At 49.2% G+C, this 12535-nt stretch carries 11 protein-coding genes; 4 read left to right on the top strand and 7 right to left on the bottom strand.

The genetic code is table 11. The features are described from left to right. Positions 1-110 precede the first annotated feature (110 nt). The 5 genes from ACFSUC_RS08670 to ACFSUC_RS08650 form a co-directional block, all read right to left on the bottom strand. Positions 111-965 (bottom strand): carbohydrate ABC transporter permease, encoded by an 855-nt coding sequence (locus ACFSUC_RS08670; RefSeq protein WP_379929153.1) that lies wholly within the window; start codon positions 963-965, stop codon positions 111-113. 13 nt (positions 966-978) lie between these two features. Further along, positions 979-1860, bottom strand: a complete 882-nt coding sequence (locus ACFSUC_RS08665; protein ID WP_379929152.1) for a carbohydrate ABC transporter permease — start codon at positions 1858-1860, stop codon at positions 979-981. A gap of 126 nt (positions 1861-1986) precedes the next feature. Further along, the gene (locus tag ACFSUC_RS08660) at positions 1987-3297 is read right to left on the bottom strand and encodes an ABC transporter substrate-binding protein (RefSeq protein WP_379929151.1); all 1311 of its coding nucleotides are present in this window, start codon (positions 3295-3297) and stop codon (positions 1987-1989) included. Between the two features lie 98 nt (positions 3298-3395). Beyond that, entirely contained in the window at positions 3396-4871 is a 1476-nt protein-coding gene (locus ACFSUC_RS08655; RefSeq protein ID WP_379929150.1) for a response regulator, read from the bottom strand. Beyond that, a complete protein-coding gene (locus ACFSUC_RS08650; protein WP_379929149.1) occupies positions 4843-6645 on the bottom strand; it encodes a sensor histidine kinase in 1803 nt (600 codons plus the stop codon). The genes ACFSUC_RS08655 and ACFSUC_RS08650 overlap by 29 nt, the downstream gene beginning before the upstream one ends. Before the next feature lie 477 nt (positions 6646-7122). Here ACFSUC_RS08650 and ACFSUC_RS08645 point away from each other — a divergent pair, with 477 nt between their 5' ends. The 4 genes from ACFSUC_RS08645 to ACFSUC_RS08630 all read left to right on the top strand — a co-directional run bounded on the left by ACFSUC_RS08645 (position 7123) and on the right by ACFSUC_RS08630 (position 10804). Beyond that, positions 7123-8490, top strand: a complete 1368-nt coding sequence (locus ACFSUC_RS08645) for a cytochrome ubiquinol oxidase subunit I (protein ID WP_379929148.1) — start codon at positions 7123-7125, stop codon at positions 8488-8490. Continuing rightward, the gene (locus ACFSUC_RS08640; RefSeq protein WP_379929147.1) at positions 8480-9496 is read left to right on the top strand and encodes a cytochrome d ubiquinol oxidase subunit II; all 1017 of its coding nucleotides are present in this window, start codon (positions 8480-8482) and stop codon (positions 9494-9496) included. Before ACFSUC_RS08645 ends, ACFSUC_RS08640 begins: the two co-directional genes overlap by 11 nt. Before the next feature lie 5 nt (positions 9497-9501). Further along, complete coding sequence (gene cydS, locus ACFSUC_RS08635; RefSeq protein ID WP_379929146.1) at positions 9502-9606, top strand: cytochrome bd oxidase small subunit CydS; 105 nt, start codon at positions 9502-9504, stop codon at positions 9604-9606. A 115-nt stretch (positions 9607-9721) separates the two neighbouring features. Continuing rightward, a complete protein-coding gene (locus tag ACFSUC_RS08630) occupies positions 9722-10804 on the top strand; it encodes a DUF418 domain-containing protein (RefSeq protein WP_379929145.1) in 1083 nt (360 codons plus the stop codon). Between the two features lie 112 nt (positions 10805-10916). On the opposite strand, the gene ACFSUC_RS08625 is transcribed toward ACFSUC_RS08630, so the two are convergent. Continuing rightward, the gene (locus tag ACFSUC_RS08625; RefSeq protein ID WP_379929144.1) at positions 10917-11849 is read right to left on the bottom strand and encodes an L-lactate dehydrogenase; all 933 of its coding nucleotides are present in this window, start codon (positions 11847-11849) and stop codon (positions 10917-10919) included. 114 nt (positions 11850-11963) lie between these two features. After that, positions 11964-12533 carry a hypothetical protein gene (locus tag ACFSUC_RS08620; RefSeq protein ID WP_379929143.1) on the bottom strand — a complete coding sequence of 190 codons (570 nt, stop codon included), beginning with the start codon at positions 12531-12533 and terminating at the stop codon, positions 11964-11966. Positions 12534-12535 lie beyond the last annotated feature (2 nt).

Here is a 12535-nt window from a genome sequence, read left to right as displayed (position 1 = left end):
CGCATTTCAGATGAATCTAATGGAATATCTGACGTCCATCCGCCTGCAAAAAGGATTCGATCTGCTGACGAACACGACTTGTACCCTGAACGAATGACGATGCATGCTCCCTATCCCTTGACTGCGGTATTGGAGATACCCTGAATGATAAATCGCTGCCCGATCAGGAAGACGATAATCATCGGTACAATCCCCGCTGTCGCAGCCGCCATCATGCCGTTGTAGTCAATATTGAACTCCAGAATGAAGTTTTGCAGACCAAGCGGCACGGTGTACAGATCCTGATCGACCAGGAATACAAGCGCATCCTCATAGTTGTTCCAGTGCCAGGAGAAATCAATGATCGCCAGTGTCGCCAGTGCAGGCTTGGCGAGCGGCAGGATCAGACGGAAGAAGATACGGAAATGACCGGCTCCGTCGATAAAGGCCGCTTCAGAAATATCTCTCGGTACGGACATGAAAAATTGCCGCATCATAAAGACCCCAAAAATCGTAAACATACCCGGCAATATCAGTGCCCAATGCGTGTTGTAGATGCCCACCTTCTCAAACATAATGAACTTGGGCACAAACAATACTTGCGGCGGAATCATCATCATGGACAAATAAACCAGAAACAGACCGTCTCTGCCCTTGAATTCCACTCGTGAAAAACCATAAGCCGCCAGTGCCGACAGGAACGTGGCCCCAATGGTACTGATGATGGAAATTTTTAGAGAATTCAGATAGTAGGGGACAAAGCTCTGGTCTCCTGTCCACACATTTACATGATGATCCAGCACGATTTGGCTCGGAATCCATTGAATCGGAAACTCGAACACTTCAGCCGGTGTCTTGAAGGATGTGCTGATCATCCAAATAAAAGGCAACACCATCATGATGGCAAAAAAAGACATAATAGCGGTATAGATGATTTTTCTTGCTTCCCGTCTGATTCCTTCCCTTCCCAGTCCTTTCAATCTCATGTGTTCGCCTCCCTTAGTAATGCACCCATTTTTTCTGCCCGTACCATTGAATCAGTGTGATGATCAGGATAAAAGCAAACAGCATCCAGGAAATCGCAGAAGCATATCCCATTTCGTAATAGCGGAAGGCCGTCTTATAAACAAACAGAGACAGGATTGTCGTACTGTTCCCCGGCCCGCCCTGGGTAATGGCCTGAATAATCCCGAACGTCTTCACCGTCATGATAAGCCCTGTTATCAGCAATAGAAAAGTAGTTGGACTCACCAGTGGCCAGATCACATGCCGGATCGTCTTCCATCTGCCTGCGCCATCCATCTTGGCTGCCTCCAGTTGCTCCGTGGATACTTCCTGCAATGCGGCTAGGTAAATGATCATATTGTAGCCTAACAAAAACCAGATCCAGATGATATCAATCGCATACATCGATGTTTCCATCGTAGACAGCCAACCCGGCGGGTTGTCGATGCCGATGGCACGCAGCATACTGTTGATCGGACCTTGCTGCGGCTGAAACAGCAGCATCCAGACGAATGCAATCGCAATTCCACTCGTAATATAGGGCATAAAATAGAGCGAGCGCAAAATTCCCTTCAGGTACACGGACTGATTCAATACAATCGCCACGAGAAAGGCCAGCAGAATGGAGATCGGTACCGATGCGAGAAAAATAAGGGTATTCCATATGGAGGTATAGAACAAATCATCCTGAAACAGCCGCCTGAAGTTGTCCAATCCGATGAAATCGACCTCAGTCGCGCCGAAGGTATAATTCGTAAACACTAGATATAGGGAATATATTGCGGGAATAATGAAGAACAGGGTCACACCCAGCATGTTGGGTGCAATGAACAAGTAGCCCACCAGGCTTTGTTTCTTGTTCCAGTTCAGCTTCATAACTCCTCCTCCTATCCGTCAAATTCTGTGAGATTAATGTGGCTGATGCGTACTAGCCACTGTATCCAACTGTGCGCATCAGCCATGGTTCCTTCTCTCTATATGGCTTGCGTTCCTGTTATGACGCTATTTCAGCAAGGAAGTGTGACGATCGGCCATATTCTGTGCTGCTTCCTCAGCCGACTGCGCGCCCAGGAAAAACTTCTCATACTCTTCCTGTCTCACATCCATCAATTGCTGAGAAACATTGCGTACAAAGTGTTCAGACTGATCTTCAAACAGAATACGTTTCAGTGATTCCTCATCATACGTATCCGCGTGATCGCCGAGCAAACTCTTCGTCGCCGCTTCCAGATCCGCATCCTTGGAGGCTGGCAGACGTCCACCTGCTGCCATTGGAGCCATACCGCCGTCGGCATACCATTTCAGGAATTCCCAGGCTTCTTTTGTATGCCCAGATTTCGCATTCACACTCACATAGTCACCCAGACCCCCGCGGGTAATGTCCACCTCTTCGGACAGCTTCGGTACCGGTGCAAAGGCAATTTTGAAATCCCGTGGATTTGCCTCCATATCATTGGAGCTGCGAATGAGCCACTCTCCGATATTCAGCATGGCCGCTTCCCCTTTCAGGAACATCGTATCGACCGGCATTTTGGTTGTCAGTTGCTCCCCTAACGGAGGCGTGCTCTTGTCTTCACTCATCATTGCCTGCAACGTTTCCATCCATTGCACCACGAGCGGATGGTTCAGGTTGGACTCCCCGTTCTCTTTCGTGTAGCCCTCCTTGACCATGACGCTGTCAATCGGGTCCACGAACGGCTCCGTATGCTGGACGAGACCGTAGCGGCCCTCTTTCGTCAGCTTCTTCGCATAATCACGCATTTCGTCCCATGTCCAGTCTGTCGGAATCTCCAGACCCGCTTCATCCAGCGCGTCCTTGTTCAGTGCGACGAAGAAAACATTTTTCTTGGTCGGAACGCCATAATATTTGCCATCGATCTTCCAACCTTCAGCTGAGCTGCCCATCTTCTCATCAATGTTGTAGTCCTCAAAGGTACTCAGATCAAGAGCGACGCCCATCTCAATTCTCTTCTCGACCCTTGGTATGGAGTAATTCACGAATAAATCAGCATCCTGACCCGTTAACAGGGCGGTGTCCAGCTTCAGGTTTCCGTCATCATCATTCACATAGCGAACATATTCAACCTGAATATTCGGGTTCTCGGCATTCCACACATCGACAACCGCTTGCGGACCTGACTCAGCCGGTACGCCTCCCCACATCGTCAGATTGACCACTTCTCCTGAGCCTTCGTTCCCGCCTGTATTCGATTTGCCTGCATCTGTACCTTCATTGTTGTTGCCGGACGCACAGGCTGCCAACATCGTCAGCACCAGCATCCAGCTTAGCAGCATTGCCATTTTTCTTTTCATAGTGTCCCCTCCTGGTATCTTGTTCTGGCTTACGACTTCAGTTTACGATGAAGGCGCTCTCCAGGTAAGGAATAGAACTGTGTCCTCCAGGTAACAAATCAGCGGATTTCCGGATGATGCTGTCTGCGGTATTCATTCGGTGTGAGATTTGTTACCCTTTTGAATATTTTGTTGAAGTAATTGTCATGCACATATCCAACTTTTTCCCCGATCTGATGAATCGGCATGTCCGTTTTGATCAATAGTTGTCTGGCTTGACTGATCCGTACCTCATGCAAATAAGAGATCAGATTGAGACCGGTTTTCCGCTTAAACAGCCCACTTACATAATTGACATCCATATTTACTTTCTCCGCCATCGCTTTCACCGATATATTCTCTTCATAGTGCTGATGGATATAACGGATAATCTTCATCACTTCCGGGTGATCATACTCCTGCCAGGGCATGTGATGGGTCATCTGCCCCCGCACAAACGAGATCATCGCTTGTTTAGTCTGTTCGTGTCCGGTCAGAGACTGATCATACAGCGTGGGAGCGTCTGTCTTGCGAGTGATTCGTCTGCACTGGGTCTCCAATCGTTCCATAATACGGACAACGTGGGGGATGGAGAGCCGCATCTGCGCAATTTCCTGCCATATCTGCTCCAACTTGTTCAGGCAAACCTGCTTGTCCCCTGCTTCAAAGGCCGTCAGAAATGATTTCTCCAGTTCCCAGGCAATATCCGGTTCCGGCTCTTCACGTCCCATTGCCAGCGTACCTTCCGCCCCATACCAGTGATCATGCAGATGCTGTAGCCCCTCTCTGGACTTCTTCATCAGCTCAGCAGGCACAATCCGTTCAGTGCACGTATATATCCCGATTGATTTCAGGTGTTCAGCCAGCTCTCGCTTGACAGCTTCCTCGTCGTCATCGGGTACGTCATGAACCCAGATATACAGAAAAACAAATCCTTGTTGCCGAAACAGATGAACGGCTGACGTCTGTCGTTCCAAATTCTCCTGAAGAGCCGAAAGCCATTGTGATTCCGGCGGCGCAGCGTAGACGGTGCACACGTAGACGTACGGACCGGGGGTTTGCGAGATTCCGCTGTAAATTCGATCTTCTCCGCCCAACTGACCCGGCTGTCCCGATTCCTGCCACCACTGCTCATAGGACCATGAGGGCTTGGCAGCAGACTGTCCTGCCGCAGCGCTTTCCGTCAGTTCTGTCGCCATCTTCTGCAGCGTATCTCTCAAATGCTCTACGGTCATCGACAGCTTCAATATATAATGAGAGGCCCCATATTCCATTGCCAATCGGACATCGTCAAACTCTCCCATACTGGTCAACATAATAAATTTGCTGGCATGCCCTTCTTTTCTTGACACGCGAACAAGTTCAAGGCCATCCATTTCCGGCATCCGGATATCGGTCAGCACGACGTGAGGTTGCTGCGCGCGTATGATATCCAGCGCTTCTCTACCGGTCCCGGCTTCTCCAATCAGTTCATAGCCCATCTCGGACCAGTTGATAATCTCCCTGATGGAGGCGCGAACAAACACTTCATCTTCCACGATCAAAACCTTCCACATCCATCATCCCTCCCTCTGTATACGGCTTCGACATCAGCAGCGGGATCGTGAAACAGACGATCGTTTGACCAGGCCTGGACGCCATGTGGAACTGACCCTGACTTCGAAACAGTAAATCCAGCCGTTCCTGCAAGTTTTGAAGACCGATTCCTCTGCGCTTGCGGCTGCGAGGCTGTTCGTTTCCGGCATTCAGACCGACTCCGTTATCCTCAATTTCCACCATCAGTTGCTGGTTGTTGTTCCTCACCCGTACGGTGACCTGCGCTGATTCAGTTTCAGGCAATAAGGTTAATCCATGAATAAAGGCATTTTCTACGAGCGGCTGAATACTGAGCTTGGGGATGAGCGCATATTGAAGGGTCTCGTCATAGTCGTAGCGAACGATGACACTGCGACCCTGCTTGTACTGATGGATATGCACAAATGCCTCAACCAGCTCCAGTTCATCCTTCAAATGGATCAGATCCACTTCCACATTCAGACTCGTTTCCAGCAGCTTGCCGAGTGAGACGCAGATGTCTGCGATATCCTGCGCCTGGTGACGCAGCGCACTCCACTTCACGATATTCAGCGTGTTGAGCAAGTAATGTGGATTCATTTGAGAGATCAGCATCTGAAACCGGACCGCTTCCCGTTGCCGAACCTCCTGCTTGTTTTGTTCCATCAAGCCATGAATATCGTCCAGCATCTGATTGAACGATTGGGTGAGCATCAGCATTTCACCCCGATAATCGTCTTCGGAAATTTTGACTTTAAACTGTTTTTTGACGACGTTTTTCATTTTGTGCTGGAGCGTATAAAGAGGTCTGGTGATCGTACTGGCAATGATCAGCGTCATGATGATAAACGCCAGAATCAACATGCCAAACATCACATAGTACTTTTGCTTCAACTGATCAATATCCGCATAGACCACGGCCTGCGGAACCTGACGGACAATCGTCCAGTCGAAGGAAGGAATCTCACTGTAACTGACGAAGGAGCCACTGTCAGAATCGATGAAATAGGACCGGGCCTGATCACTGCGAATCTGCTTCAGAACGGCATCGGTCAGCATGACTCCTTCTACCGTCTGGGAGACGACACGTCCCTCCTGATCGAGAATAAAATATTGCTGTCCATCCTTCTCCTGATACACCATCGATTGCAACAGAGCCGTAATATCAATGCTTACCTGCATAAGACCATACGGCTCGTTCTGATGGTTTCGCAGCTTGGCAAACAGGGAAAGGAACTGATTGCTTTTTGTCAGTTCCCGCGAGACGAAATCATTTGCCGTCGTTTTCCATACCAGATCTTCCCTCTGATCGAGCAGCTCCTGAAAGGTGGAATGACGCATAACCTGTTCATAATAGAGCGCTTGTGAGGGTGGATAGGAAGAATAGACACTGCTCTTCAAATCTAGTAAAGTGTAGTAGACATACGGGGTAGTAATGAAAAAAGTATTATTGATGCTGAAAAACTTTCGTTCCACGGCATCCTTGTTTTCAAGGATTGAACGCTTGTCGGGATCAACGAGAATATCCTTCACCTGATCGTCCTGATCCAGCAGAACAAAGGTCTGAAAAGCACGACTTATAAAATTTTGCAGCGTGTGGCTCATATTCTCGAACTGATCGTGACTCTGATCGCTGACCTGTTCCTCCAGAATATTTTCAACGCTCATAAAATTGTACATATTCAACACACTGAACGGGAGCAGAATGATCAGGACAAAAGCCATGAACAATCGGGATCGTAATGTTTTGGGGAAGAGTGCAGCCAATGGATTCATCTTGATCAGCTTCCTTTCTATTATGAGCCTATTATATCACCGACGCCGCGCCTGGTAGCGGATCTGGTCAAATTCGACAGTTTTGTTCTAATCCAGATCAAAGATTTGTTCTATTCCATTCTGTCGAAGGTTCGTAATAAAAATTTCAACAGTTGATCACATTTATTGTGAAAAAAATCACATATATCGTTTACAATGAAAGAAAGATCGCATCATGCACAAGCATTTTTTATACTTTGACAGAATAGGGTGAGAACATGAAAAACAAAAAGGACATCCCCCGCTATGAGAAGCAGGAAAAGGGATTGATCATTTTATGTATCGTGGTTGCCTTCGTGATGGGTCTGGCATTGCTGAGAAATTTCCTTTCCTGATGCAGCTTGTACGAACAGCTAATACCTTGTATGAGGCTGCACAGAGATGGAATGGCAACCCTTGCGATGACTCGAGACAAGAGATAAAGGAGGAGGAACATCAATGTATGAAGCAACATGGTTGGCATACGATCCTGTCATATACAGTCGCTTGCTTACGAGTATGACCCTGATTTTTCACATTATCTTTGCCACGATCGGCGTCGGAGTTCCGATCATGATCGCGCTGGCTGAATGGATCGGCATCAAGCGCAACGACCCACATTATCATTTGCTGGCTCGCCGATGGGCGCGCGGCTTTGTCGTAACCGTCGCCGTCGGGGTTGTGACCGGTACGGCCATCGGTCTACAGCTCAGCCTGCTGTGGCCGAATTTCATGAAGATTGCGGGACAATCCATTGCCCTCCCGCTGTTCATGGAGACCTTCGCCTTTTTCTTTGAAGCCATTTTCCTTGGCATCTACTTATACACATGGGATCGCTTCAAGAGCAAAATGCGTCATTTCCTGCTGCTGATCCCTGTTGTCATTGGCTCCAGCGCATCCGCCCTGTTTATTACGATGGTGAATGCCTTCATGAATGCGCCACGCGGGTTTGATGTCGAAAATGGACAATTGACGAATATTCAGCCTCTGGTGGCCATGTTCAACCCGGCCACTCCGACCAAAGTTGCGCACGTTCTTCTGACTGCTTACCTGACCAGCGCCTTTGTACTAGCGGGAATCGCGGCCTTCTCCATGCTGCGAGGCAAAAAGCATGTCTACTATAAAAAAGCACTCAAGCTGACGATGACCTCCGCATTGGTATTTGCGATTGGAACCGCGATCGTCGGCGATCTGTCCGGTAAATATCTGGCTGAATATCAGCCGGAGAAACTGGCAGCAGCGGAATGGCATTTTGAAACGATGGAGAATGCTCCACTCATCCTGGGCGGCGTGCTGACTGAGGATAATGAGGTCAAGTACGGTCTGGAAATTCCGTATGCGCTCAGTATTCTGGCTCATGGTGCACCGAACTCGGAAGTTATGGGTCTGGAGGAATTCCCGGAAGATGAGATTCCGCCGCTGTACATTCATTATCTGTTTGATTCGATGGTGTTTATCGGTATGTACCTGGCTGTGGTTTCGTTCCTGTTCGTCGCGGCTTCCTATTTCCGCCGCTTCAATCCGTATCGCCGCTGGCTGCTGAGGCTGATCCTGATCGGGGCACCGCTGTCCATGGTGGCGATCGAGGTGGGCTGGATCTTTGCCGAGGTAGGCCGTCAGCCTTGGATCTTGCGCGGATATATGAAGACAGCGGAAGGGGCAACGACCTCCGGCAGTGTCGATGTGATGCTCATCGTGTTTGCCCTCTTGTATGTGGTGCTCGCGGTGACCTGTCTGTCTGTGCTGCGCAGGCTGTTCCGTCATTATCCGGCTGAGGAAGAACTGAAATCCGACAAATGGACGGGAGGTGGACTGGATGAGCTATGAGATCCTCGGGATGACGGTACTCTGGATTTTTCTGTACGGGTACCTGATTGTCGGCTCGATTGATTTTGGCGCTGGCTTCTTCAGTTTCTACAGTGAAATTCGCGGAGAGAAACAGACCATCCAGCCGATCATTGAACGTTATCTGTCCCCGGTCTGGGAGGTTACGAACGTCTTTCTCGTATTCTTCTTCGTTGGAATTGTAGGCTTTTTCCCGGACACGGCCTATTACTACGGGACGGCGCTGCTCATTCCGGGCAGCATTGCGATTGTCCTGCTCGCGATTCGGGGTTCCTACTATGCTTTCAGCAATTATGGATCGAAGAACAACCGATTCTATTTATTCCTGTACGGAGCAAGCGGCTGGCTGATCCCGGCCGCACTCTCCACTGTACTGACGATTTCAGAGGGCGGGTTTATTGAGGAACAGGACGGAAAGGTGATCTTCTTGTGGAAGGAACTGTTCACATCCCCTTATTCCTGGTCTGTCGTCATCCTTGCACTGATCAGTGTGCTATATATTTCCGCCATGTTTTTGTCCTATTACGCGGATCGGGCCCAAGACAAGAAGGCATTCGAGATTGTGAGAAGATATGCCCTCGGCTGGAGTATGCCGACGATCATGGCGAGTCTGCTTGTATTCTTCTCCATTCGCTATCATAATCTGGAACATTTCCGGAACATGCTGGACATCAGCTGGATGTTCGTGCTTTCTTTCCTGTTCTTTATCGCTGCCCTGTATTTGCTCTGGATACGCAAGCATTTGGGCTGGGCATTTATCTTTGTCATGCTGCAATTTGCCTTTGCCTTCTTCGGCTATGGAAAATCGCATCTGCCGTATATTCTGTATCCGTATCTCAATATCCAGGACAGCTTTACAAATGAGACCATGGCTATTTCCCTGATTGTCGCCTTTATACTCGGACTTTGCTTGCTAATTCCATCTCTGTACCTGTTGATGCGTCTGTTCCTCTTTGACGCGAAATACGTACAAGGAAAGAAAGGATGATCAGTATGCAGGAATTTTTGATCTTTTATCTACCCTTTATTCTGGTGGCGATCTGTGTAGCCGGATTATTCATTTGGGGAGCAAAGGGACATACAGATATTTCAGAATAAAATCCGTCTTGAGGCGGTTCTTCTTATCAAATAGAGCGGTTATCATGTAGTCAAGTTATCTTCTCTGCATGATGACCGCTTATTTGTATTTCCATCAAAGGAGGAATCGCAGCGCATGGGAAGCACGTCCAATCGAATCGTCGGTTTTGACATCGCGAGAGCCCTCGCCATATTCGGCATGGTCATCGTGAATTACAAGATTTCGATGGGAGCAGAAGGAAATGGAGCGGAATGGCTCATCTTCCTGACCGGCCTGTTCGAGGGAAGGGCCGCGGCTGTCTTCGTCATTCTGGCAGGTATCGGAATTTCGTTGTCCACCAGGAAGGTACGCCAGTCTCCAATCGACGCTTCCCAAATCCGTTCCGTTCAAATTTCGATCTGGAAGCGATCCTTGTTCCTGCTACTGCTCGGTCTCTCTCTGTTTCTACTCGGCTGGGACGCTGATATTCTGCACTACTACGCGTGCTATATGATCATCGCCTCTCTCTTTATCGCCGCCTCCAGTCGTACGCTGCTATGGACGGCAGCGGGCATTATACTACTGGCAGAGATCATGCAGCTCAGTCTGAACTATGCATACGGATGGCATCCTTCATTCGCCTATTACGAAATCTTCTGGACACCCGAAGGCTTTATTCGCAATTTGTTTTTCAACGGCTATCATCCGATTTTTCCGTGGGTCAGCTTTATGTTGTTCGGGATGTGGCTCGGTCGGCTGAATATGCGGGATATGCAGCTCAGAAAAAAGCTGGCAGTCCTTGCTTTGATCCTCACGGTTGGAGTGGAAGTCTTCTCTTACATGATGATTCAGCTCACTCAAGCCTCTCTGGAACGCGAAATCGCTCAATACTTATTCTGGACGAAGCCGATGCCGCCTAATCTGTTCTACATGATCGCAAGTTCCGGCACCGCTGTGCTTGTCATTGTGGGGTGTGTGGAGATGGCTGAACGATTCCATCAACATGCCGTAACGAGGTTGTTGATGGTTACAGGGCAGCTGGCGTTGACCCTGTACGTCGCTCATTTTATGCTACTCATCGTCTTTGATATCTTCGGCCTGCTGGAGAACAACTCCTTGTCCTTCGCGACCGCCGTCTCTTTTCTCTTCTTCCTGAGCGCCATGCTATTTGCCACGCTATGGCGAAAGGCATTCACCAGAGGCCCGATCGAATGGCTGATGAGAAAGGTCAGCTCCTAGCCCCTCTCGTCCATGCAAAAAAGCTTGCCGAGGATGCCCAGCAAGCTTTTTTGATGTACGATTCAATTTGTCATGCTCTCTCATTCATATGCTTCTCTGTTTTCATGGTTCCCTATTCAAATGTCCCCATCGCACCACGCAGGACGTTTACAGAGTGAGCAAACTGCTCCTGTTCCTTGTCATTCAGGTACAGCTCGACCACCTTGCGAATGCCGCCCCGGTGTACGATGGCAGGCACCCCAATATAGACATCCTCATGCCCATAATGGCCGTCCAGATAGGCGGAGACGGTCAGGATGGAATTCTCGTTCTGCAAGATGGCCTTCGTCAAGCGAACCAGCCCAAGCGCAATTCCATAGTAGGTAGCGCCTTTCTTGTTGATAATGTGATAGGCTGCGTCACGGACATTAACGAAGATGTCCTCCAACTGCTCGCGGTTCCATTCCTGATTCTTGTCTGCCAAATCAAATACATTTCGACCGCCAATGTCCGCATGACTCCAAACCGGCAATTCGGTATCGCCATGTTCACCGATAATATAAGCATGGACATTACGTGCATCCACCTGAAAATACTCGCCAAGCAGGAAGCGAAAACGGGCCGTATCCAGTATCGTACCGGAACCGATCACGCGCTCTCTCGGCAATCCTGAGAATTTCCATGTTGCATAGGTCAGAATATCCACCGGGTTGGTCGCCACAATGAAGATGCCGTCAAAGCCGCTCCCCATGACTTCGCCCACAATGCCCTTGAAAATCTTCTTGTTCTTCTCCACCAGGTCCAGTCTCGTCTCTCCCGGCTTCTGATTGGCTCCGGCACAGATCACGACCAGATCCGCATCCTTGCAATCTGCATAATCACCGTACCAGATTTTCGTGCGAGAGGAAGTAAACGGAAGTCCATGATTCAAATCCATGGCGTCTCCTTCCGCCTTTTCCTTGTTTAAATCAATTAATACGAGTTCCTCTGCGATGCCCTGATTCAATAGCCCAAATGCATAACTGGAGCCTACAAATCCCATTCCGATAACGACTACCCGATCCATGTTGCATACCACCTTACCTTTTGTATTCGTGAATGTTTCGGTTCACAGCCTTATCCAAATATAAACAAAATCAGGGCCCGTTTGCAACTGTTTCGATCACCTGACACGGAACCTTCATGAATCTGTCTCCAGCGTCATCGCAAATATATGCATATAGGGGTTGTCCGGCAGTCGAATGGCTTGCAGCGGTCGATCACATGCCATCCCAATCCGGTTCATCCAGATGCCGGCCCCAATATCCAGTCTGCTGTGACCAGATCGATGGTAGGCCGTGTGGAGTCCCATCTGATCATCGAAGGTCAGACGGTGATCCCAGTGCCATCTGGCCATATAAGATAAGCGAAACAGGATCGATTCCACAGCATCATCAGCGAACACCAGCGCCCCTTTCTCCTCATAATCCCCGTGCGAGCAGCAGCCGAGAATATAGAGGGACCGCACTCCCTGCACCCGGTCCATGCGGATTTCCTGACCTTCACAGCTAATATGATCGAAAGCCTCATCGGTCTTCGGGAACTGAAAAGGGATATCGTTCAGGATGACTTCCTCGTCATGAGGCAGTGCTTCTCCCGGCAGACTTAACCCCAGATGCTCCAGAGAGGCTGCTATCTCCCGGTGTGGAGTCGTCCAGGAAATGCCTTTGTGATTCAGGTAAGGATTCAGATTCAGCTTCTGGTAGGCCATCC

The organism is Marinicrinis sediminis, from assembly GCF_042685085.1.
In the GTDB taxonomy this organism is placed as follows: domain Bacteria; phylum Bacillota; class Bacilli; order Paenibacillales; family KCTC-33676; genus Marinicrinis; species Marinicrinis sediminis.
This window is presented reverse-complemented; position numbering and strand designations above follow the sequence as displayed.